21 protein-coding genes are annotated in these 24340 nt (G+C 43.7%); 13 read left to right on the top strand and 8 right to left on the bottom strand.

Annotated elements, in window-relative coordinates:
* The first annotated feature begins 93 nt into the window (after positions 1-93).
* The 3 genes from ACHUFI_RS02785 (at position 94) to ACHUFI_RS02775 (ending at position 3070) form a co-directional block, all read left to right on the top strand.
* Entirely contained in the window at positions 94-954 is an 861-nt protein-coding gene (locus ACHUFI_RS02785; RefSeq protein ID WP_394246750.1) for a hypothetical protein, read from the top strand.
* A 3-nt stretch (positions 955-957) separates the two neighbouring features.
* Positions 958-1443 carry a hypothetical protein gene (locus tag ACHUFI_RS02780; RefSeq protein WP_394246749.1) on the top strand — a complete coding sequence of 162 codons (486 nt, stop codon included), beginning with the start codon at positions 958-960 and terminating at the stop codon, positions 1441-1443.
* 433 nt (positions 1444-1876) lie between these two features.
* Entirely contained in the window at positions 1877-3070 is a 1194-nt protein-coding gene (locus tag ACHUFI_RS02775; protein WP_394246748.1) for an EAL domain-containing response regulator, read from the top strand.
* Between the two features lie 86 nt (positions 3071-3156).
* Here ACHUFI_RS02775 and ACHUFI_RS02770 read toward each other — a convergent pair whose 3' ends face one another.
* On the bottom strand, positions 3157-3783 hold the full coding sequence (locus tag ACHUFI_RS02770; protein ID WP_394246747.1) for a hypothetical protein: 627 nt from the start codon (positions 3781-3783) through the stop codon (positions 3157-3159).
* Between the two features lie 147 nt (positions 3784-3930).
* Here ACHUFI_RS02770 and ACHUFI_RS02765 point away from each other — a divergent pair, with 147 nt between their 5' ends.
* The 3 genes from ACHUFI_RS02765 to ACHUFI_RS02755 all read left to right on the top strand — a co-directional run bounded on the left by ACHUFI_RS02765 (position 3931) and on the right by ACHUFI_RS02755 (position 7014).
* Positions 3931-4617 (top strand): DNA-3-methyladenine glycosylase I, encoded by a 687-nt coding sequence (locus ACHUFI_RS02765; RefSeq protein ID WP_394246745.1) that lies wholly within the window; start codon positions 3931-3933, stop codon positions 4615-4617.
* A 205-nt stretch (positions 4618-4822) separates the two neighbouring features.
* Positions 4823-5338: a hypothetical protein gene (locus ACHUFI_RS02760; protein WP_394246743.1), complete on the top strand. Its 516-nt coding sequence runs from the start codon at positions 4823-4825 to the stop codon at positions 5336-5338.
* 158 nt (positions 5339-5496) lie between these two features.
* The gene (locus ACHUFI_RS02755) at positions 5497-7014 is read left to right on the top strand and encodes a DUF1254 domain-containing protein (protein WP_394246742.1); all 1518 of its coding nucleotides are present in this window, start codon (positions 5497-5499) and stop codon (positions 7012-7014) included.
* A 44-nt stretch (positions 7015-7058) separates the two neighbouring features.
* On the opposite strand, the gene ACHUFI_RS02750 is transcribed toward ACHUFI_RS02755, so the two are convergent.
* Positions 7059-7967, bottom strand: coding sequence for a LysR substrate-binding domain-containing protein (locus tag ACHUFI_RS02750; RefSeq protein WP_394246741.1), 909 nt, complete (start codon positions 7965-7967; stop codon positions 7059-7061).
* Positions 7968-8107: 140 nt separating this feature from the next.
* The gene (locus tag ACHUFI_RS02745; protein ID WP_394246740.1) at positions 8108-9331 is read right to left on the bottom strand and encodes an MFS transporter; all 1224 of its coding nucleotides are present in this window, start codon (positions 9329-9331) and stop codon (positions 8108-8110) included.
* Between the two features lie 91 nt (positions 9332-9422).
* On the opposite strand from ACHUFI_RS02745, the gene ACHUFI_RS02740 reads away from it, so the two are divergent.
* Complete coding sequence (locus ACHUFI_RS02740) at positions 9423-11159, top strand: SgrR family transcriptional regulator (protein WP_394246739.1); 1737 nt, start codon at positions 9423-9425, stop codon at positions 11157-11159.
* An 82-nt stretch (positions 11160-11241) separates the two neighbouring features.
* Here the strand turns inward: ACHUFI_RS02740 and ACHUFI_RS02735 are convergent, their stop codons facing one another.
* Positions 11242-12423, bottom strand: a complete 1182-nt coding sequence (locus ACHUFI_RS02735; protein WP_394246737.1) for an MFS transporter — start codon at positions 12421-12423, stop codon at positions 11242-11244.
* Between the two features lie 154 nt (positions 12424-12577).
* Between ACHUFI_RS02735 and ACHUFI_RS02730 the strand changes: the two genes are divergently transcribed.
* Positions 12578-13075, top strand: a complete 498-nt coding sequence (locus tag ACHUFI_RS02730; protein WP_394246736.1) for a GNAT family N-acetyltransferase — start codon at positions 12578-12580, stop codon at positions 13073-13075.
* Between the two features lie 82 nt (positions 13076-13157).
* Here the strand turns inward: ACHUFI_RS02730 and ACHUFI_RS02725 are convergent, their stop codons facing one another.
* Both ACHUFI_RS02725 and ACHUFI_RS02720 read right to left on the bottom strand, forming a co-directional pair.
* Complete coding sequence (locus ACHUFI_RS02725) at positions 13158-14126, bottom strand: aminoglycoside phosphotransferase family protein (protein ID WP_394246735.1); 969 nt, start codon at positions 14124-14126, stop codon at positions 13158-13160.
* Between the two features lies 1 nt (position 14127).
* Positions 14128-14412, bottom strand: a complete 285-nt coding sequence (locus ACHUFI_RS02720) for a GNAT family N-acetyltransferase (protein WP_394246734.1) — start codon at positions 14410-14412, stop codon at positions 14128-14130.
* A 166-nt stretch (positions 14413-14578) separates the two neighbouring features.
* On the opposite strand from ACHUFI_RS02720, the gene ACHUFI_RS02715 reads away from it, so the two are divergent.
* A complete protein-coding gene (locus tag ACHUFI_RS02715) occupies positions 14579-15310 on the top strand; it encodes a flagellar brake protein (RefSeq protein ID WP_394246732.1) in 732 nt (243 codons plus the stop codon).
* Positions 15311-15487: 177 nt separating this feature from the next.
* Entirely contained in the window at positions 15488-16252 is a 765-nt protein-coding gene (locus ACHUFI_RS02710; protein WP_394246731.1) for a PilZ domain-containing protein, read from the top strand.
* Positions 16253-16368: 116 nt separating this feature from the next.
* On the opposite strand, the gene ACHUFI_RS02705 is transcribed toward ACHUFI_RS02710, so the two are convergent.
* Positions 16369-18729: a Lon protease family protein gene (locus ACHUFI_RS02705; protein WP_394246730.1), complete on the bottom strand. Its 2361-nt coding sequence runs from the start codon at positions 18727-18729 to the stop codon at positions 16369-16371.
* A 225-nt stretch (positions 18730-18954) separates the two neighbouring features.
* On the opposite strand from ACHUFI_RS02705, the gene ACHUFI_RS02700 reads away from it, so the two are divergent.
* From ACHUFI_RS02700 to ACHUFI_RS02690, 3 genes are all read left to right on the top strand, one after another.
* Positions 18955-19449 carry a hypothetical protein gene (locus tag ACHUFI_RS02700; RefSeq protein ID WP_394246729.1) on the top strand — a complete coding sequence of 165 codons (495 nt, stop codon included), beginning with the start codon at positions 18955-18957 and terminating at the stop codon, positions 19447-19449.
* A gap of 12 nt (positions 19450-19461) precedes the next feature.
* Entirely contained in the window at positions 19462-21090 is a 1629-nt protein-coding gene (locus ACHUFI_RS02695) for an ABC transporter ATP-binding protein (RefSeq protein WP_394246727.1), read from the top strand.
* Between the two features lie 408 nt (positions 21091-21498).
* The gene (locus ACHUFI_RS02690; RefSeq protein ID WP_394246726.1) at positions 21499-22194 is read left to right on the top strand and encodes a VC0807 family protein; all 696 of its coding nucleotides are present in this window, start codon (positions 21499-21501) and stop codon (positions 22192-22194) included.
* A 67-nt stretch (positions 22195-22261) separates the two neighbouring features.
* Here ACHUFI_RS02690 and ACHUFI_RS02685 read toward each other — a convergent pair whose 3' ends face one another.
* Positions 22262-24313: a prolyl oligopeptidase family serine peptidase gene (locus ACHUFI_RS02685; protein WP_394246725.1), complete on the bottom strand. Its 2052-nt coding sequence runs from the start codon at positions 24311-24313 to the stop codon at positions 22262-22264.
* Positions 24314-24340 lie beyond the last annotated feature (27 nt).

The raw sequence follows: 24340 nt of genomic DNA, 5'->3' as shown, positions 1-24340 counted from the left end.
AACTCACGCCGGGTTCGTTCAAGTGCCCAATGCGGATCTCACTGTCCGCATCCGTCGAGTTGGGTAGAACCGGAAAAGATTGGCGCAATTCAAATGGGAGTCAGCGCTCAAGCCGGAAATCAATCTCTTGGCTTAACAGTAACATCAAACATGGAAGACATTGTTGTTGCAGGAGAATATGGCATCCACACAGCATTGGATGCAGAAATGACAATGTCTATTGTAGCGTACAATTCTAGAGACGTTCGTGGTGTTGCTGAAGGCCCAGTAGCCGTTTTTTCAGGAGGACCATTTGTTGGAATTGGGCTAGAAGGTGTATATGTTCAAAGCCTCAATAGTGAAGTATGGGGGATGGGGGTATCCGCAGGATTCCTAGGTCTGCCAGGCGTCGATATGGCAATTGTAACCGGGAAGATCGTCAAACAGTACAGTTCTAAGAAGGAGCTAAACAAAATCATCGCCCTATTCTCTGACCCTAAAGCCGAAACCTGCGGGCTAGATATCTCTTGGGAGTTCTTACGAGGGCTTCGTATTCAAATCCCAGAATGGAATAATAGGATTATTGAAGTACCTAGCAAGTATTACCGCAAAAATTCTAGTCAAATATACACGCCACCAGCCTGCAGCTATACAACAATTTCACCAGGTTGGATAAAATGGATGAAAACTGATCCTGAGTTAAAAGATATATTTAATACAAACGATAGAATTATTTACCTTGATGTATTAGCTCGGGAGTCTTGGTGTTCTTCTTACAACACAAAACAAAATGATCCAAGAAACGAGGCCCATTGTCATGGTATTTGGGATATTCATCCAATGTCCTGGCCCCCAAGCTATGGTTTTATTCAAGCAAATGCACTCGGACACAGACTTTATATGGGTGCGAATCCCCCAACACCTCTAAGTAGTAATTGGATCCAAGGTAATGCTTGGTCTCAAGCAGAGAGATAGATCATGAAATACACAACTTACTACGAATCCTCTAGCTTGGATCTTGGGCAATTGGGCGTTGTTACATTAATGCTTGCTTTCTTTCTAGGATCTATATTTTTATTTTTCCGAGCAAAGCATATTTTTATTAAAAAAGAACAAATTCAGAGAGGTAAATTATTTTCAATTGGTATGGGTTTATTCACAGGACTTCTTTTTATATCTTCATGGTTTAGTATAATATATGAATATAATGAGATAATGAAAAAATATAGAGAAGGGGACGCTTATGTAAGTACAGGGATTGTGAAAAATGTCAATTATATTGTTAAAAATGGTAATCAGGAATCGTTTTCCATCAATGAATATACATTTAAGTACTCACATAATGAATTCACGAGCTTTTTTAATAAAACCAAGAACATTGGAGGCCCAATTAAAGAAGGGCTTCCAGTCCGCGTTACCCATTATGAAGGACAGATTATTAAACTAGAAATTTCTGAAAAATAAATTGCAACACTAGATTGCCATTTTTCTACGAAGAAACTTTACCCCGTTAGGCGAAAGCCAAGCGGGGTTTTCTTTGTTTGCAACCTTTCCCCTCTAGTCCCCCAATCAGTAGCTTCTTTCTTGGCTTTAGTAACCAGACTTCCCTAGAGCGTCTAAAACACACTTAGTGTCCACTGAGGCGCAAAGTGTCACTCGACAAGTAGACAAAGTAATTCGTTCAACCATTAAAAATCAATATAAAACTAAATGAATATTAAACGTTACTCTTGATAATTGATGTGGCTTGGCTAAGTTTAAGGAGAGGTACAGAAAGGCGTACTTAAAAACAACAATGAATACAGACGGCTATGTCATACGAGTGCCACGTACTTCGACAAAAATAACAATAATTTAGAACGATGAAGCGTCAAGAATTTACCTAGGTTGCTGGCTTATGAAACAAAAGCATATCGTCGTCATCGACGACTCTCCTGCCATTCTTATGGTAGTCAAATCCCTGCTCGCTGAATTGGGCTTCTTACATGTGGTTACTTATTCTAATCCGCGGAAAGCCCTTTCTGAAATTAAAGCGAATCCCGAGAAATACAGTGCCGTGTTCACCGACCTTAACATGCCCGATATTGATGGCATGGAAGTGATCAAACAACTGGGTGAAATAGACTATCAAGGTGGCGTGTGCATAGTTTCGGAGATGGATGCCAGAGTGATCAACCTCGCTGCTAACATTGCAAGGCAACACCGAATTCATTTAATCGGAAACATCACCAAACCTGTCGACACTGAGAAACTCAAAACTGCAATTTCAAAAATCCATTATCTGAATTTACGTCGCAGCAAAGACACAACCGCGCTTTTACCTGCAGACCTCAAGCAATGCCTTAACGAACACTACGTCACCCCTTACTACCAACCTAAGGTTGATATACATACCCAACAAATTTCGGGCATCGAAGTGCTCGCTCGAATTTGTAAGCCCGGAGAAGCCAACGCAATCCTTCCTTCACGATTTATTCGTGTCGCTTCTGAACATGGACTGCTTGACCAAATCACGGAACAAATCATCGATCAAGTACTACACGATATGCCGATGATAATGAAAGTCTTTGGTGCCGATATTCACATAGGATTGAACCTTTCACCAAGCCAACTAAATGACAGCTTTCATGTCGAAAACCTATACAAATTGGTCAATCAGCACCATCTTAAGCATGAGCAGTTCATCATTGAAATCACTGAAGAATACGCCGTAAAAACTACAGAGCAGCTTGAGTCACTTAATCGCTTTCGGTTGCGAGGGTTTGGGCTGTCTTTGGATGACTTTGGGGTTGGCTTTACCAACTTACAACAGCTAAGGAGTTTACCATTTACGGAGCTGAAAATAGACCGAAGCTTAATCTTAGGCATTCACGACGATCCGTTTAACCAAGTCATCGTACAAACACTGGTTGATATTGCCGACAATCTCAATTTCTTGCTGATAGCGGAAGGGATGGAATGTATCGACGAGCTCAGTTACCTCGAAGAACGGTATCAAAATATGCTTGTTCAAGGATTTCTGATTTGCCCGCCAAAGCCATTAGAAAGCTTAATTCATTGGTACCATAGTTGGACCAAAGTTCGCGCCTAATTTAGCTACTTAGGGTTGAACGTGACATGCATTGCGCATAAAAAACCTCAGGGAATGTCCTGAGGTTTTTTGGGCTTCTAATCTGATTATAGCTTCTTGGTGTACACCTCTGCGCCATCAGTTTCAACATGATAATGAAAACCCACCGTTTCCAAATATCGACGATGTTCTTCATTCGATGCAACCGCCTGTAGAGAAACAATTCCTCTTGCTCTCATCACTTCAGGGTGAGCTTCGTAATAGTATTGCCCTAACTTAAAGTCACGAAATTCGGGCGTTACGTAGTCCAGAAGAATACTCATGGTGCCATCTAATGTCTTATTGCCTACCAGTACGCCAGCGATACTGTTGTTGCGAAGCATGTAGAAAGAAGTATCCGCGGATTTAAGATCAGCAATCGAGATTTGTTGTTCAATCTCACTTTGATTTGTGGTGATGAAATGATCGAAATACTCTGAGTCAACAGAGGCAGAGATCAACTTAAAATGCTCTTTGGTAAAATGCAGGTGATACAGGTAATACACATTTATCGCTGCAATACCTAAATTCATCAACATGGTCGGCCATGAATCAATAAAATAAGCAAAAGCCGCAAAGAGCAAACAACCTATAAAGTTAATGACCCTAAGTTTCACTATCGATGTCATGGTGAGTGACACTAATACCACCAGAGATGCTAGGTAACCAAACCATTCAACCCAGTCAAATTCCATTTTCTATCCCTCTGTTTTTGTTATGCATTAACCATAGCACATACAATGATTTGCTCATTCCAATCAGCGAATCGCGACACGCAAACTTTTATTTTTTTTGAGATGACGCTACTATTGAGAGCCACATCAAATTGATAAATCAAACCTATGCCTCAAGAAAAATTTCAAAATATTTATGAACGCGCAGCTCACCGAAAAGGTGGAGTAGAGCAACTCGAAAGCATAGTTCGTGCGCCTTTGGCGGTTGAAGAACTCAAACAGATTACCGATGATCGCTGGCTAGCGGCTTTCACCGAAAAAGTATTTCAATGCGGCATTTCTTGGGAAGTGGTGCGTAAGAAGTGGCCTAACTTCGAAGAAGTATTTTTCAATTTCAATATCGAAAAAATGCTGTTACTTCCTAATGAGATGTGGGAACAAAAAGCGCAAGACCCTCGAATCATTCGCCATTTAACCAAAGTAATGACCATTCCTGCCAATGCCGCGATGATCAATGCTGCTAAGCAAGACGCCAATTCGTTTGCTGAAATGGTGGCGCACTGGCCTTCAGAGAACATCACTGGGCTCTGGGCGCATTTAAAAAAACATGGCAAAAGGTTAGGCGGAAACACAGGTGCTTACACGCTGCGTCAAATGGGGAAAGACACCTTTATCTTGTCTTCAGATGTGGAAGCCCATTTGAGAAATACGGGCATCATTGATAGCGGCAGAGACACCAAACGAGCCCAACTTGCAGCCACAAAGGCATTCAATCAATGGCAGCAAGAGTCGGGGCGCAGCTTAAGTGAAATCAGCCAAATTATTGCCTACAGTGGCGGTGACAACCGAGTTTAGCGCGAACCTAAGCGTCGCTTTGAATACCCAGAGTAATGCGAACTGGTTTCCATACCAGTTCGTGTAAGTTCCCTTCTTTTTTGTCAATTTATTCCCATGATGTCAGCATAACGTGAACTCAAAATTGAGGGTCCAGACACTCAAATTTTAGTCTGACCTTTCAGTAAGCTTCTTTCCATTAACCCCAAATGAGAAAGAAAACATCATGAAAAAGAATGCGTTAATCCTACCTGCTATTGCTATTTCTTCAGTGTGTGTATCGCTGCCTTCATTCGCCAATGATCGAAACAATTCCATCGAAGGTGGTGCTACCTTTATCGGTAATCAAGAACTCGTCACTTTCGGTTATAGCCGTGAACTTTCCAACAATATCGTGGTAGGGAGCGGCTTTATGCTAGGAACAGATACCGTAGAGCTAGATGAACCTAACTCACAAGACGCCTGGGGCTTGTACTCAAACATTGGTTACAAATTTGAAGTCGCAGAGTTCGATATCATCCCCAAAGTGGGCATCAACTACTTAAATGCCGACGTGCGCTTCGATGATTCCTCGACCAGTGACATCAACATCGACAACGTATACGGCTCTGTAGGCGCTACCGTCAACTGGCGTATGATTGGCCTAACCGTTGATTATGGCAAGATCAACGACTCCGCTATGGTCGATGGCAAACCATTCGAAGAAGACGTAGTTAAAGTCACCGCAAGCTTTAATTTCTAAACGTTGTTTCTTCATAAATCATTGAAAAACAAAAGCCACTTCGCAAAGTGGCTTTTTTGTTTTGTTGTAGTGCTCAATTTTGAGCCTACCGGATATCAAATTTATTTTGTGAGCTAGCATATAGTTAACCCATCAACATCGACCCACAAGGTGAACACATGCTTAAATCCAAATTGAAAGCTCTTGCATTAGCAACCAGTATTATTTTCTCTAATCAGGTTCTGGCAGCTGAGAACTACAATACCGATATCCCCGCGAGTATCATGACGCCTGACACCGTAGAAACAAGCATTGGGGAACTGAATTTTATCGATGGTGCACCGACGCTAGAAACCACTCAGAAGGTTTATGACAACCTAGACACCATTCGCTCAACAGAAGTTTTTTTAAACGCCATCCCTATGGCTTCTATCGAGGCGCTTAGACTAGGACATGAACAGATTGGTGTTAAATCTTCAAACCAAGTCGTCGTGTTCGACAAGTTGATGGACTCAAACCCTCTGTTTTTAACGGGTAACACTGACACCGTTTACGCTTCAGCTTTTCTAGATTTAGAGAAAGACGGCCCGACTGTCATTGAAGTGCCGGAAGGTATGGGGCCGACTACCGTCAATGACGCATTTTTCCGCTTCGTCACCGACCTAGGTATTGTTGGGCCAGATAAAGGAAAAGGCGGTAAATACCTGATCCTTCCGCCAGATTACAAAGGGGATGTACCCGAAGGCTACTTTGTTTCTCGCTCTACCAGCTACACCAACTGGTTTATCGCGCGCGGTTTCTTGAAAGATGGCAAAACCGATGCAGCGGTCACCGCTTACAAAGAAAAACTAAAAATTTATCCACTCGCAAAGAAAAACGATCAACCAAAAATGGAGTTCATCTCGGGAAGCGGCAAGTCGTTCAATACCATTCATGCGAATGACGAGCATTTCTTTACCGAGCTAAAATCAGTATTAGATAAAGAACCGATTTCTTTCATTGACCCAGAGCTACGCGGATTGATGTCGAGTATCGGTATTCAAAAGAACAAACCGTTTGCACCTGATGAACGCATGCAAAAGCTGATGAAAGACGGAGTCGCAATTGGTAACGCAACCGCTCGTGCATTGCTGTTCCAACCTAGAGATAAAGGCGCGTATATCTACAGCGACCGACTTTGGAAAACCGCATTTATCGGAAAAGATTACCAATGGTTGGTAGATAAAGGGGAAGGTGGTCGTAATCTAGATGCACGTACCTATTTCTTCTACATGGCCACGGTGAATACGCCAGCGATGGCACTCAAGATGATCGATAAAGGCTCACAATATGCTTTAGTCGACAAATCAAAAGGTGGCGACTACCTAGATGGCAGTAAAACGTACAAGTTAAACATTCCTGCGAATGTACCAGCGAAAAATTTCTGGTCTGTCGTGGCTTACGATCCACAAACACGTTCTGAATTGCAGACAGGTCAACCGTGGCCAAGTAAGAACAACCAACGAGATAAACTCGTGAAAAACTCTGATGGCTCTGTCGATTTATACTTCGGGCCGAAAGCTCCTAAAGGGAAAGAATCTAACTGGATCGAAACCGTACCTGGAAAGGGATGGTTCACGATTTTGAGATTGTATGGCCCGCAAGAGGCTTGGTATGACAAAACTTGGAAACCAAGTGATATTGAGCTGGTAAAATAATCCAAGTCCTCAATCAAAAATCGCGCCTAGATGGCGCGATTTTTTTAAATATTCTTTAAGCTTTTTGCCAATATACCTTCGATTCGTTTTACCACAGGGTGTTGGTAGCAAGCTCGGTGATACTGCATTCCAACATCAAACAAGACTCTCTCACCATTAAAGTTGAGTGGTACTTTGCTCACCCCTTCCGGTAAGCTGCTCGCCTCCATATCAAAACACACAAACACTGACTGACTCACTTCAACACACTCTAACGCTGAAAATACCGACGCCACTGTCAGCTTCTGATCCAATGTCACCCCCGTTCGCTTTCTCAAGCGTTCATAATAAGAGCTTGAGTCGAGTGTCCCCATGGAAACACGCACGGTTTCCCAAGCTTGCAGCTCACTCAATTCAACAGAATCATTAGACGCCAGCGGATGAGATATAGACACGTATAAGTAGAGCTCTAATGACCCAACTTTTCTTTCTACAATTCGCTCATTTACATCGTTGGGGTATCCCGCAACGCCAATGGCCAATGAACCCGCTTTAGGAAACTCGACGCCTTCCAAGCTCCAATCCATCATTGAGATCTTTGGTGCTTTGCCTTCTTTGGTCAGGCCCTGTAACAGCGGCACTGTAAGCAGAGTGCTTAATGGGTTCGCAGCATGAAACACGTACTCGATATTAGAATCCGTACCTTCAAAAGACTGAGACAATTGTTGAACCTGTTCAAGCTGCTCCAACGGCTCTTTAACCACGGCCATAAGCTGTGTGGTAAACAGAGTCGGGGCATAGTTACCTTTCGTCGCGATAAACAACTCATTACCGAACAAATCCCGACAATCGGACAAATGGCGATTAAACGTCGCACGACTAATATTCAAAATGTGGCAGACTTTTGCTTGTGTCTTTTGCTCATAGAGCAAATCTAAAAACCGATACAAATTTAGGTCGATTGTGTTTTTCAAAGACTGCTCCCAATTTCACTGTAAGTCGATTTGAGTCACTTTAGTATTAACGTGAACTATTAAAACCTTCAACATCAAATACTTTAAACTGCTATTAAGTCCTGAAAAACACCAAGAAGTTCAACTTTGAATGTTAACACTCAGTCAAGTCTTCTCACAGGACTAAACATAAGACTCAGCGCCACTAGCAGTTGAGCGACAAAACAGCCAATGAACACGCTCTGAATACTGACTAAGTCCACCAAATAACCTGACGCGGCCAATCCAAAGGGCATGAGCAACTTAAATAGCGAGCCAGTAATGCCTGTCACACGTCCTAAATACTGCTCATCAAACGCCTCTTGGCGGTAGCTCCAAATGCAAATGCTACTGTATAGGCCAATCGCACTTACCCATAAAAAGGCCAAAGTCAGCGCCCACGAACCATCAAAAACGACAGGTAAAATAAAGCCGACCGACTCCAAGGCAATAGACCAAATAAGCAAAGTTCCTAACCCCATTCGTAGGCGAATTCTATCGGCAGTGAACGAGCCTAATAGCCCACCAATACCCGAGGCGGCAATTAAATAACCGACTTCCATGTGTGTGAGTGCTAACTCTGATTTTGCAAAGTAAATGGCTTGAATCCAAAAAATTGCCCCAGTGGTGTTAATCACCATCACTGCCAAAGTAATGTGCCACATGTTTTTATTGGCGTAGAGGATCGTCCAGCCTTCAGCCAGCGCTTTGAATACAGGTTGAGATGGCACGTAACTGCTCGGTTTTAGCTCCAACTTGTTTAACTGCCAAAATGCCAGTAAATACAAAACCGCCACTAACAAGAACACATTGTGAATCGCAGACATCAATAGCAAGCCACCGGATAGCACTGGGCCAACCGTTTCTAAAAAGCTATACAACGAACTTATACGTGCGGTAGCGGTGTTCTGCTGCGCTTGTGGCAACACGTTTTTCATCATGCCCATGCGTGCGTTGTGATAACCGTAATTAAACGCCATCATCAAAAACGCGCACGGAAATAAGGCAATCAAAGGATTAGGCAACCAGCGAACAGCCAAGTAAGACACCACCAGCATCAGCATTTGCCCGAGCAACATACACTGCGACCAGCGCTTTTTATTAAATTTATCGACCCAAACTCCGATGAACACCGCGAGCAATAAATTTGGCAAAAACTCGACAGCGCGCATCCACCCCATCATCTGCGACGACTGAGTCAGTTCATACACCAATAATGGCAACGCTAAGTCATAAATTTTCGCGCCAAATGCTACGAAAAACGCACTTGAAAACAACACCATAAAACTCGGAACTTGCCAGATGGAAGGTTGTTTATGTTTATGTCCCTGTTCTACCGTTTCCATTTTTCTTTCCTTTTAAAAATCAGCGAGGGGTTCTATTATCGAAATTAAAAGATGAATAAAAATAGAAATATAAAATAAGGATTTCACCTTTATGCATTATTGGAAGGCATTGGCATTTCTTCGCACGCGACTTGAAATCAATCAGATCACCAATTTATCGTTAGATGAATTCACCGAAGCCCTAGGCTGCACTCGTCGCAATGCACAATTGATTGTGAAGAAACTAGTAAATGAAAAGTGGATAGATTGGCAATCGGGTATAGGACGAGGAAACCTTCCTAGAATCACCCTGCTTAAATGCCTCAATGAAACACTCCAGCACAGAGCCGATGCTTTACTGGCAGACAACAAGGTTGAACAGGCTTTAGAACTGGTCGATGAACACAAGCGCGACTTATTCCTACGTGGTTACATCGACCGCTACCAAGCTTCGCCAGACAAACTCGACATCTTGCAAATACCCTTTTATCGCGGCACTCACTGTCTGGATCCCATATACGTGTCAAGGCGCACCGAAAGCCATATCACCAGCTACCTATTCAGCAATTTATTGAGGTTTGACGCCAAACAACACACCTTTGTGGGTGACTTAGCGATGCGCTGGTATAGAGAAGGGAACACTTGGCATTTCATCCTACGTAAAGGGCTAGTTTTTCATGATGGTTCCACCATTTTCGCTCAAGATATAAAGAATCATTTTGTACGCCTAATCAACGCCAATCATCAAAATAGCCAGCAATTTCACTGCATTTCGAACATCATTGTTATTTCTCCATTACACATAGCGTTCGAAACCAATGCTTATTCTGGATACTTAGAGGGGCTAGTCAGTAGCAGCGCAGCCGGGATCACCAAAGTGCATGAGGAGCGCGTGATCGGCAGTGGTAGTTTTGAGCTAACAGAACAAACTCAATGGCTGACAAGACTCACCGCTTTTAGACACTATCACGGGCTACGCCCATGGGTAGATGGCGTAGAAATGTGGAACATTGGCGACCAAGCCAAAGACTTCGAATTACACTGCGACATCATCAACGCTCACCAGCACTACCAATCAGCGGATGCACTTGAGTTTCAAGAGAGTGAACAATGGGAGCGAGGGTGTGAGTACGCCTTGATTAACCCAAAAGGTAATGCATGGTTATCCGAGCCAAATAACTGCGAGCAACTCAGTGAGCTACTTCTGTTACTCTACATTCCCCAATCATTAATTGTCGGCGATATTAAACCAGCGAAAGGCATGCTATCCACTCCGAGCTTAAACACCTTAGAAGCTAACGCTCAATCGAAAGCCAACCTAATTACGAGTGATTGCCCGTCAAATTTAGCCAAGAGCATGAGTAAGCCGAAACAGGCTCTAAAAATTCTCACTTACCAGTTATACCACCACATTGAAGTGGCTGAATACTATTGCAAGCAGCTGAATCTGCTCGGGTTATCATGCGAATTTGAAGTACTAGAATTTCCCGAATTCTGCTTATCAGAGAACTTAGAACACGCAGATATCATCATCTCTGGAGAAGTATTTTCAGACAATCTAGATAGGAGTTGGATGGGGTGGCTACTCGGGACTTCCGCTCTGACAACCTGCCTAACCGATGACAAGCAAACCTGGCTACATCAACAAATTGAACACGTGTGGTCACTCAGCGATCACCACCAAAGACAAACCGCTTTTCTTGAGATCGAACAGCAACTAATTAATGCAGGGATCTACCGACCAATTTTTCATGTTAAGCAGCAGCTGAATCAAGCAGAAACCGTCAACCCTATGGAGTTACTCGCCAATGGCTGGATCGATTTTAATCAAGTGACCATGCGTAGGTAGCATTCGCATAACAAAAAAGCCGCTAACTTAACGTCGCGGCTTTCCTTTAAAGTCAATCATCGTCACTGAATTTAGCTATCGCTTATCGCCAGCTAAAGACTCGCACTTCATTCCCTTCTTGCGGCGTTTTAGGAATGTTCAATGACAGTAGTAAAGAGACCGCAGCCATTGCCGCGCCAATATAAAATACCGTGGCCGGAGAGCTCAACCAAATGATGCCAAATGTCACCGGGATGACCACAGCAGCAATATGATTTATCGTGAACGATACACCTGCGGTTGAGGCCATATCTGCCGGATCGGCGATTTTTTGAAAATAGGTTTTAATCGCAAGCGCCAACGCAAAAAATAGATGATCAATGACATACAGCGCCGCAGCCCATTCAGCACTTTGTACCAGTCCATAGCCAACAAATACCCCAATCAAGCCTATGTATTCAAACATCAGCGCTTTACGTTCACCGACCACGCCAATGAATTTACCAATGCGTTTAGCGAACAAGAAATTGAACAAGTAATTGATCAAGAATAGTAAGGTGATATCTGCCGCCGAATAACCAAACTTCTCTACCATCAAAAAGCCAGCAAACACTGTGAATATCTGCCTTCTTGCGCCGCTCATGAATGTCAGAGCGTAATAGAGCCAGTAACGTTTTCTAACCACCAGATGTTTATTTTGCGGGGTTTCTGTTTTGAACTCAGGAAACGCAAACGCCATCACCATGACTAACACAAAACCAATCCCGCCCATGATGCTGTATACCCAAACAAACTCGAGCGCGAATTGCTCTAACATGACCCATAACGCACCGTACGTCAGTAATGAAGCCAGCGCCCCGACTGAAATCAACTTACCCAACATTTCTGGAGCTTCTTCTTTGCTTAACCATTGCAGAGAAAGAGATTGCTTGAGGGTTTCGAAATAATGAAAACCAATCGACATTAAGACGGTTGTGAACAGAAGACCGATCAGAGAAGGAAAGAAGCCTGTCATGGCAGTTCCCAGAGTCAACATCGCGAGGGAAACCAACATGAACTTTTGTTCTCGAATGAACAATAAGACAAAAACAGCGGTGAACGCGAGAAAGCCTGGAATTTCCCTAACACTTTGCAACAGACCAATGTCCGCGCCATCAAAGTTCGCTTTCTCGATTACAAAATTATTGAGTAACGCCATCCAACTCGAAAACGCGATGGGAACAATTATCGAGATAAGCAGAAGAAAATTCTGAGGCGTTTTCCAGGTTGCTGTTGGCTGATTCATGATCGATTCCCTTTGCCTTTAATGCTCCATCATACTCCTGTTTTATTTATTTTAACAACCTATTAACCTTGCATATAATTTCAAATAAGGTTATATCAATCATAAGGTTAGTGAAATATCTCACTAATTACTTAGTTTTAATGGGAGTTCAAAAATGGAAATTAATATTCGTCCGACACTCGTCTCTGATGCTGAAAGCTTGTGTGAAATCTATACCCAACCTCAAGCCATCCGAGAGACATTACAACTCCCAAACCCTTCGATCACCATGTGGCAGAAAAGACTCACCGACATGCCAGAGGGTATTTATAGCTACGTTGCAGAAGTGGATGGCAAAGTCGTGGGGAATATTGGGTTTCACCATGCTCAAAGGCCAAGGCTACAGCACACCGCGTCGTTTGGTTTAGGCATTCACGACAAATATCATGGGCTAGGTATTGGCACTAAGCTCATTGAAACGGTGATCGATTTGGCCGATAACTGGCTAAATATTCATCGCATTCAACTCGAAGTAAATGTCGACAACGAAAAAGCCATTGGATTGTATAAAAAGATGGGATTTGAAATCGAAGGGGAAGCAAAAGACGCTTCATTCCGAGATGGACAGTTCGTCAATACTTACTACATGGCAAGAATACGCCCTCAAGCATAAAACGCTGTGGCCTCGCCCTAGCTATACACTCGCGAGGCCAGAAGCTGAACATAAAGCTATGTTCAGCTTACTCTTTTCACTCCTACTTCAAGTTTAATATCACCTGCTGCGTTAACTGCTCAGTGTAAGGGTTTATTTTCCAATGTTCTGGGCTCCACCCTTTAACAAAGCGATGAAAATCAGCCCAAGCAATATAAAACAGTGGGCGCCAAACTTGAGCGAGCAATTTGAATTCAATATCAGGTCTGTATTGCGCCAAAGCCACCTCTAAATGACCAAAGTAGCACTCTAGCAGCCTATGTTCTTGCGCTTCACATTCGCCTGGTGGTATCGCACTACTCATAAATAAAGCGACGTCTTTCATTGCGCAGCCGCGCCCAACATATTGAAAATCGACAGCTGCCGCTTGAGTGCCGTCTTCACTAAAGCAGAAATTTGCAAGCTTGGCATCACCATGAACTAGCGTCTGATAGGGGGCGGTTTGTAATATTTCATCGATGCGATCAGCTTGAGCCTGCAAAGCCACATCTGTCATTGAAGCAAGTTCATCAGGGCGTGTCGCTAAGTGCCAATAGGTACCTTGCTCCCATAGCCCAGCTCCCGGATTTTCGATGTTCTTCGCATGAAAATTGGCTAACCAACGTAAACAGCTATCAATAATAGTAAAGTCTGCCTCAGCATGGGTATCGATAAAACCTACCTCAGCCAAGTCCTCCATTACAATTAGCCACTCTTTATCGGACTGCTCGCACAACAAACCTTTAGGCATTGGACATTGCGGATCTGGCTGCTGTGTGTAGTGTTGGTACCAAGCAGTTTCTACTTGATAAGAGCGAACCTTACGTTGGTGAGAAAGTTTTGTATTCCACCCTTTAGGGTGCTCAGTTTTATCCGGTAAGCATACGTGCTTAACAATCACATTCGGGTAACCCTCGAAATGTAATCTGACTAACTCACCATACCCACCCCATAACGTCTGGATCACAGAGGCTTTAACCGGAGGCTTGGGAATCCCCAGTTTTTTTGCAATATCTACATAAATCGGTTTCAACTTATCCCTTTTCCACAACTAGGTGAGCCCACTGCGGCGCACGATTTAAATAGTGAATAACATAGCTACAAATAGGCTCGATTTGGTAGCCTTCTTGCTCGATAAGTGGCAACACTGCTTGCATCATGACTTTACCAAAACCTCGCCCTTGTAACTCATCGGGCACACGGGTAGAGGTAATATGCAGTATATTTTCGGTCTGCGTATATTTCACTATCGCGCTATAATTTGCTTCTAAATGGACGCTAAATTGGCCGTTTTGTCGATCCCAAAATACTTTTTCCATGATGAACTCCACTAATTTGTTATTTTGTTAGTAACAAAGATTTGAAGTTACATATCTGTAACCATAAAATCTATGCCGTATGCATACCTCTGGTGCATCTTTTAAAATTATAAATAGAACGATTACATCAATACACGTCACTGGCATATCAAGGAGAGAACTTGCAATGAACCTACCTATGAAGAAGCTCTCTTCAAATAATACGGCTATTCAACAGACTGTCTCTACACTCAACAGTACTGACGCGTTAGCAATGGTAGAACATGGTAGCGAGTTAACACTGAATGTCACCACTCCTGTTGGCACTAAATTTTTAACCACGACTCACTTTGTTGGCAGCCACAGCGACAACTGCATCATTGTTGAAATGCCAAAAGTGTCGGCTGATGATCTCGCGTTCTTTTTCCAAGAAGGTTTCATTATGACGGTGCGCGCACTATCGCACCGTGGCGAAGGAGCTCTCGTCCATTTCCGAAGCCAGATCAAACATAAGCTTTCAGACCCTTTCCCTTTGCTGATCATCACTATACCAAGCACGATGCAAGTCACTCAGCTACGCCAAGAAGTGCGCTATGAAGTCAATTTAGATGGTAAAGTACTGTTAGGTAACCAAAGAACCGATTGTGAGTTACGTGACTTATCCAAGAGTGGTTGTCGCTTTGTCACCTCGCCAACGACTCGCCCAATACAAGTTGGCGACCAAATTAGCATAGAGATCATTCCAGTCACTCAACGCGGACCGCTGATCGCGCCGTTACATGGCATGGTCTGCAACTTACAAAAATCAACTCACTATGCCCGTTATGGCGTTAAGTTTGATGACCTAGGCAAAGCCAGTGCCAAAAGTCTTTTAGGCAAGTTAAAATTCGATGGGACTAAACTTAGATTCCGCCACTAACCGTTTCGGTAGCGCCCCCCTATTTTCAATAGTCAACAATTACTAAGTCACTCACTTTAAAAGCAAAACGTTACATTCGTTCCCTCCACAGCAATTCACGCCTTGCGCTCTGCTCATCATGACCTAAATTAAAATATGCAACAAAACTCTTATTTGTATTCTTGGGGGATGATTTTGATGAGCAATGTTTCCAACCTTAAACCTAACGCTTCGATTCCTTTAGATGCCAATCAAGAGCAAGAAGCGGCGGCCAATGATGCTGGCAGTATCGTCTATGGTGAAGATGCTTTCTTGCACGTTTCGTCGCTGAGTGAGTTCGCATTCAATGTATCCACGCCTACAGGTAACACACTACTTTGTCGCTCAAAATTTACCGGGATCCACTCTAATAATCTGTTGGTCTTAGAAAAACCAGACGTGACTCCACAAGAGTTTGCGGTGTTCTTCCAAAGAGGTTACCCAATAAAGGCGTGCGCGATTTCCCAGAAAGGTGAAGGGGCGAGAATTTACTTCAAAAGTAAAATTGAATATGTCGTTCAAGCGGGCCCGCACTGTATTATTTTCATCTCTTTGCCAAAAGCCGCTCAGGTTAAACAGGGGCTTCGCTCTGAAGCTCGGCTTGAAATCACTTTATCCGGCTTAATTGCACCGGATAAACAAAAGTATCTCTGTGAGATCCGGGACATTTCAGAATCAGGCTGCCAGGTCGTCACTGACCGAGCAGTGAATGAATACAATGTCGGCAATTTTATCGATTTAAAAATCTTATCCAGTGATGACTCTGAGGAAAGCCCCACCCTTTCTGGCGTCATCAAAAACAAGAAGCTCTCTAGCCAATACTGGAAATACGGCGTGCAATTCGATGAAAAAAGCATAGACCTAGCCAGAAGCCTAACCGAACAACTCAGCTTTGATTTATCCGAGCACCGATTTGTTTTGTGAGCGACAAAGCGACAATTTACGCGATATTACTGAAACTAAAAAGTTGAAAACTAAAAAGCCACTATGACGTGTTCATAGTGGCTTTGATTCGTTTATTCGGGACTGCCGATTAGACTCTACTTACGAAGTGCGTTGAGCTTGGCTTGCGCGATACCAAAGATGGTATCGATAGGATAACTCCCCTCATCACTCGCCTCACCTGCCGCTTTGCCTGTAAACAGTTCTATGGCTTCGGTCACGTGGTCAATCGCCCAGATATGGAACTCACCTTTTTCCACCGCTTTTACAATATCCGGTCTAAGCATCAGGTTATGAACATTAGAGCGCGGAATGATCACGCCTTGTTCATTAGTGCGACCTTTGATTTCACAAACATCAAAGAAGCCTTCAATTTTCTCGTTCACTCCACCAATTGGCTGAGATTCACCAAACTGGTTCATCGAACCGGTAATGGCAATATCTTGTCGGTTGGGTTGTTTAGAAAAAGCAGACACTACCGCGCAAAACTCGGCCATGCTGGCACTGTCTCCGTCGACGCCTCCATACGACTGCTCGAAAGTGATGTTTGTCGTGAGTGGTACTTTTGCCGTCCGTCCGAATACGGATGACAAATAAGCAGAGAGGATCATCACCCCTTTAGAGTGAATGCTTCCGCCTAGGTCCACATTACGTTCAATATCTATGACCTCACCGTCACCGTAAGCGGTTGTGGCAGTAATTCGATTTGGCGCACCAAACATATGATCACTGGTACTCAGTACCGATAACGCATTCACTTGCCCGACGGCTTCCCCTTCGGTATGAATCAGCGTTGTCCCATTAATGAAGGTTTCCATTACGCTATCTTGCAGCCTACCCACACGCATCTGCTGATTCGCGAGAGCTTGCTCAACATGGCTAGAACGAATCAAATTCGATTTCGCGCTTTTCGCCACGTAATTCGATTCTCGCAGTAAGTTCGCGATGTGCGCAGAGTGTAAGGATAACTTGCCCTGATCGCCCGCTTGTCTCGAACTGTGCTCAATGATTCGACCAATGGCTTTTCGGTCACAATGCAGTAAACCACTTTCATGCACTATGCTCGAAATGAAACGAGCGTAATGCATTTCCGAATCAGGGGAACGCTTCATTTCATCTTCGAAATCAGCCGTGACTCGAAACAGCTCAGCAAATTCCGCATCATAATGCTGCAATAACTGGTAGGTGCGGTAATCACCAAACAAGATAATTTTCACATCCAATGGGATCGGTTCGGGATCTAACGACACCGCGCCAGTTAATGTGACTTCTTTCTCTAATGACGTCAGGCTCAATTGACGAGAACGTAGCGCCCGTTTTAAACCATCCCAAACATAAGGCTGCTCCAACACTTTCACAGCGTCCATCAGCAATACACCACCATTGGCTCGGTGCAAGCTACCTGCGCGGATTAAAGAAAAATCCGTAAACACTGTACCTTTAAACGTGGCGGTTTCTGTGTAGCCAAATAAAGAGTGATAGTTTGGATTTTCTTCCACCACAATCGGAAACTCTTGCGTTTTTTGGCTGACTAATACGTTCACTTTGTAGCGTCTTGGCAGCTTTTTATCCAAAGAAGCGGTGGCAATTTCGGCCTGTTCATTACTCTCTTCAAGGAAAATATCGGCATTCTCTACAATATCTTTTTGCAGATCCGTCAGATATTTTTTGATTTCAGAGTATTGGCTATAGTCCTTTTTCAACTGCTTAATAAAGTGAGTGATCACGTCCAGTGTCACTTCATCGTTCAGCTTTTGAATTTTCTCAGTGTAAGTTTCTTCTAGCTCGGTCAATTCACGCGACATGGTTCGTAGACTGATCTCTAGAGCATCAATAGTTTTATCAAACTTATCTTGCTCTTCAGGTGATAGCTCGTCGAAGCTTTCTTCGGTATGCAGCTCTTCGCCATTCATCGCAACGAATTGGTAATCCCCTTGAGTCGTGAGCGTCAGATTCACTCCGTTCTCTTTGGCCTCTTGGCTAATGCCTTCTAACGCGACTTGCTGTTTACTGGCGAGCTGGTTTTTGAGCTTATCAGCTCGGCTGAAATACATTTCGTTATCAAATGCGAGCGGCATGGCTTTCAGCAATTTGGTAACAAGCTTATCGATATCTTGTTTGAGCTGCGCACCCACACCGCAAGGAAGCTTCAGCACTTTAGGTGTACGAATGTCTTCGAAATTTGCGACATAACACCAGTCGAACAACTCGTCGACTTCATGTGGGTGACGGTTTAGATAGCGCAAGATCATGGTGCGTTTACCTAGCCCATTACGCCCAATCGCATAAATGTTATACCCTTTCTCTTTAATAGACATCGCAAATTCAACGGCTTTTTGCGCACGTTCTTGTCCGACTATCTCATCAATAGGAGCCAATTCCTTGGTCGACTTATAAGGTAGCTTCTCGAGGTCTGCTACTTGATACAGCTGATTTGTGTTGAGTCTTTGAATCGCCATCGCTGCCTCCTCATCCTTTATTATTTTGGGTATAGATAAAGTAAGTGTAGATGCAATTTATTTATATTTTAGTGACTTACACCAGATCATGGTTCAAATGCACAAATATCATACGATTTGTAACATTTTCATCGTCTTTTGCTATCACAATACAAATGACATTAACTTGCATTTGATAATAAATATCATTAACATCCCCAAATCTTATAAACAGGGGATGGGAAAATGGAACTTGAACGTTGCTGGATGTATTACTTAAAAGCTGAACAGTTAATGGAACAAGGTCATTGGCCTGAAGCTCAACGTCTATATCAAGATGTACTGACGCACTTGCCACATCACGTGCAAGAAGCTTCGTTCAATGATGACATTAAACCCTGTCAATTCGCCTGCCTGCTTGCAGGATTGCGCGATGCGACGGTTGCCCAGTCTGAAATTCTTAATCGCTTAGGCCAACAACGATTGGCGTTTAATACGTTGAACCAATCCTATGCGCTGCTGCAATTTATCTCTTTAGAGAACACCGATTTAATCAATCGCACCCACTCTCTGCTAGAGAAGCAAAGCGAAGACCTACTCAATCATTTGATCGCGTTTTGTAGTGCTCAACGTAATGCCCAATGGATGCTCGAATTAGAGCAGCTTCAAAAAGCGCATCATCATTTCGCTCAGCTGAAGACAACCCCGGAAACCCCACATTCACCTCATGTCTTAAATTGATAAGGAAGTATCATGTCAGACCAAGCCATTCTTCGCGTTCGTCACTTATCCGTTAGCTTTACTACTAATGACGGGATTGTCGATGCTGTGAAAGATATTAATTTTGATCTCAATGCCGGAGAAACATTGGCCATTGTAGGTGAATCTGGTTCGGGGAAATCTGTTTCTTCTAACGCGCTGATGCGCTTACTTCCAGACAACGCCATCATCTATTCCCAATCAAGCATCGAGTTCGAAGGTGAATCAATTCTGGAGAAAACCGAGCGCGAAATGCAGAATATTCGTGGTGACCGAATCGGCATGATTTTCCAAGAACCGATGACATCATTGAACCCGTATTTACGCGTCGGTACTCAAGTTGCGGAAGCCATCATGTGCCATCGTAAAGTCACTAAAGCTCAAGCGAAGCAACGTGTGTTGGAACTGTTTGATTTAGTTCACTTGCCAAATATTCAGCAAGCATATGACAAGTACCCACATGAGTTTTCCGGCGGTCAGTTACAGCGCATCATGATCGCTATGGCGCTGATCAACGAACCAGATATTTTGATTGCCGATGAACCAACAACCGCGCTAGACGTAACTGTTCAGGCGGAAGTGTTAGACCTGATCAAAGAGATTCAAAACAAGATGGGTATGGCCATTTTGTTTATTACCCACGATTTAGGCGTCGTTAAGCACTTTGCGGATCGCGTGATCGTAATGTGTAAAGGGGAACTGGTTGAAGAAGGGCAAACTCAAGCGCTTTTCAGTGCTCCACAGCACGACTACACACGCATGCTGATTAACTCCAACCCTAAAGGCAGCAAAGCCCCAATCCACGAATCGGCTCCTGAGTTGCTACAAGCGGAAGATATCCGCGTGAAGTTCCTGACAAAAACTCACTTCATCCCAAGCCGTTGTGAATACTTTGAAGCGGTAAAAGGCATTTCCCTCACGTTAAAGCAAGGGGAAACATTAGGAATTGTGGGTGAATCCGGCTCAGGAAAATCGACACTCGGCCGTGCACTTATCGGTCTTCTTCCTTCGACGGGCCGCATTGCTTACCGAGGCAGAGACATCAGCTTACTCACAGATACTGAACGTTTTGAACTGAAAAAAGATGTGCAAATGGTGTTTCAAGACCCATATGGCTCACTTTCACCGCGAATGACAGTTGGCGAAATTATCACCGAAGGCTTAACGGTACACCAGCCTCACCTAACTAAGAAAGAACGCCTGCAACGTGCGCGAGTTGCGCTTGAAGAGGTTCGATTAGAACCGAGTTCAATCAATCGCTACCCACATGAGTTCTCCGGAGGTCAAAGACAACGTATTGCGATTGCTCGTGCATTAATTCTTGAGCCATCATTCATCCTATTAGATGAACCGACTTCCGCTCTCGACCGTTCGGTTCAATTAACCGTTATCGACCTATTAAAAGACATTCAAACTAAGCACAACATTGGATTCTTGTTCATTAGTCACGATTTATCCGTGGTTAAAGCATTGTCTGATCGTGTACTTGTGATGCAAGAAGGGGTGGTTATGGAAGAAGGCACTGCAGAGGAAATTTTCCGCAACCCGCAAAATGATTACACCAAGAAACTGATCAACGCTTCATTCGATTTGGACGAAGACCCAAAAGAAAATGCAGCTTAAATTGAACTAATTAGAAAAAATAGCATCAGAGTTAGTATCGACCTAGAAGTTGATATAGCAAAACGGTTTGGCCGCCGACTTGAAAATGCCGCACGCTAAGTGCGGCATTTTTTATTCCATCAGATAAAAGCTGACATAATCAGACAGATATAGATACAACCAAATTCTCCTTCGCCCATACAACCACCTTGTTATCGAGTGATATGCTCCGTAAAGGGGCATGGCGGCGTCATTACCTCTATTATTAAAGAATCAGAATTGCCAAGTCAGAAGTGCTACTGAGTTAATAACTCGCTGAGATATCTCACACGTCGTTACACAAGATGAATGGTTAGGGCTTTACATATTTGGCTAAGCAAGGAACAATCCCCATGAACAGATATGCCCTAGAGCAACAATTGAGACACTATGAGTACCATGCAAAATAAAAAATCGAACCCTTTCTTAGAGATAGTCGTTAACGTCTTTCTTCCTTCTTTCATTTTGATGAAGTTTAGCGGCGACGAACATCTTGGAACAGGGCTAGCGCTAGTAGTCGCGTTATCTTTCCCAATTATCTACGGCGGGATGGAGCTCATACGTAATAAAAAGTTTAACTTTATTGCAGCACTAGGCTTTGTCAGCGTTCTGCTGACTGGAGGCATCGGCTTACTTGAACTAGATACTCGCTGGCTAGCATTAAAAGAGGCACTGATTCCGGGTCTGATTGGCCTAGGTGTACTGGGTTCAACATTTACTCGCTACCCATTTATGCAAAAGGTAATCTTCACACCGACATTAATGAACATGCCGTTAATCGAAGAGCGTTTGCAGCAATCAGGAAACCCAGAACGCTTTGAACGTTGTTTGATGACTTCGAACTACCTATTTGCAAGCACGTTTGCGTTCTCCTCAGCGATGAACTACTTCCTAGCGACGTGGATTGTCACTAGCCCAGCAGGCACAGCAGCATTCAACGAAGAGCTGGGTAAAATGACTCTGTACAGCTACCCAGCCATTGCTATCCCAAGTATGTTAATGATGATGGGTATTTTCTATTACGTGTGGCGTCAAGTTCGTGCGCTAACATCGCTAGAAACTGAGCAAATTTTCCGCCTCAAGTAATCTCTTAACACAAAAAAAGCCCAGCGAATCGCTGGGCTTTTTCATATCTATTGTTCCACACAATTCACTATAACGCCGTGATGCCCATATTAAACAAGGTAAAGGCATAAACATCTGCGGTAAGGTCGATCGCCTTATTCAAAGGCATACCAGCACCGTGCCCAGCATTCACATCAATGCGAATCAACACTGGTGAATCACCCTGATGTTTATCCTGAAGCTCAGAAATAAACTTATATGAGTGCGCAGGTACCACACGGTCATCATGATCTGCCGTCGTCACCAATGTCGCAGGATAAGTCACCCCTTGCTTAACATTATGAACAGGCGAATAACCCAATAGGTACTCAAACATTTCTTGGCTTTGTGCAGATGTACCATAATCGTACGCCCAACCTTCACCTGACGTGAACGTGTGGTAACGAAGCATATCTAAAACACCCACCGCAGGCAGTGCTACTTTAAATAGCTCTGGTCGCTGCGTCATACATGCGCCAACCAGTAACCCACCGTTAGACCCGCCGCGGATGGCTAACTTTTCACTGCTCGTATAGTTTTCGCTAATTAAGTATTCTGCGGCAGTAATGAAATCATCGAAAACGTTTTGCTTTTTAAGCTGAGTACCGGCTTTATGCCAAGCTTTTCCATACTCACCTCCTCCGCGTAAGCTAGGAACCGCAAACACACCGCCCAACTCTAGCCAGCTTGCCACTGCACCCGAAAACATCGGAGTAACACTAACGTTAAATCCACCGTAGCCGTATAAAATGGTTGGATTCGTTCCGTCTAATTGGATCCCTTTCTTATAGGAAATCGTCATCGGAACTTTGGTGCCGTCTTTAGAGGTATAGAAAACCTGCTTAGACTCATATTCATCAGCCGCAAATGGCGCCTCTGAACTTTCAAATTCGGAAGACACGCCTTGCTTTACGTCTAATGCGAAAATGGTCGGAGGGGTGACGTAGTTAGTAAACGTGTAGTAAAGCTGTTGCTGTTCTTTTTTACCCCCTAACCCGCTTGCAGTACCTTGCCCGGGCAGTTCTATATCTCTAACCAGTTGCCCCTGGTAGTCAAACTGTTGAATCTTAGAAACGACATCCACCATGTAATGAGCAAATAAATAGCCGCCACCAGTACTAATGCTAAGTGGCTGCGGCTTTTCAGCAATAAGGTCGCTCCACTCATTAGTAGCAGTATTGAAGCTCACCACCTTGCCATTTGGCGCATCTAAGTTGGTGTAAAGAATGAAGTGCTCATTGACGTTATCAACCAGATAAGTATCGCTTTCAACGTGGTCTAACACCGTCACCAGCTTTTGATCATCAGAGTGCAAGTCAATGTAAAAGAAGCGATTACCAGACGTCGACTCTTGACCAAGGATGATCAAGTAGGCGTCATCTTCAGTAGTGTAGCCAGTCACGTAACGGTGCTGCTCACCATCCTCAGCTCCAAAAATGACTTGGTCTTGATCTTGGGAAGTGCCAAGCTCGTGATAATAAAGCTTGTGTTGTTCTGTTCGTGCAGAAAGTTGGCTACCATCTGGTTTGTCATAGCTCGAATAGTAAAAACCACGAGTCCCAAGCCATGAAATATCGGTAAACTTTGCGTCGACAATTTCTGGTTCGAGCTGCTCTTTGGTTTCAGCGTCAATAACAAATATTTTGCGCCAGTCACTCCCACCTTCAGAAATACTGTACGCCACTAAGCTGTAGTCTTTAGAAAAAGAAACGGAGCCCAATGACGTGGTGCCATCTTCCGAAAACGTATTTGGGTCAAGGAAGATTTCCACGTCCGAACCGGCTTTCTGACGATACAAAATGCTCTGATTCTGCAACCCATCGTTCTTATAGAAATAGGTATATTCCCCACGAACAAACGGCTGAGAAACTTTTTTGTAATCTTGCGCCTTAGCGACTCGTTCACGTAATTCTGAACGGAAAGCGATGTCACTTAAATAACTAAACGTCAGTCCATTTTGGCTTTCAACCCATTCTGCCGTCTCATCACTGGTGTCATCTTCTAACCAGCGATATGGGTCTTCAATTTTCTGACCAAAATAATCATCGCTGATCGTTTGTTTTTTCGTCGCTGGGTATTCAGCCACCTTTGAATAATGCATCCATCATCCTTAATTTAAATGATTGTA

The sequence above is a fragment of the Vibrio profundi genome (assembly GCF_043642225.1).
Taxonomy (GTDB): Bacteria; Pseudomonadota; Gammaproteobacteria; order Enterobacterales; family Vibrionaceae; genus Vibrio; species Vibrio profundi_A.
The sequence above is the reverse complement of the archived record's forward strand: the minus strand, read 5'-3'. Positions and strand labels throughout refer to the sequence as shown.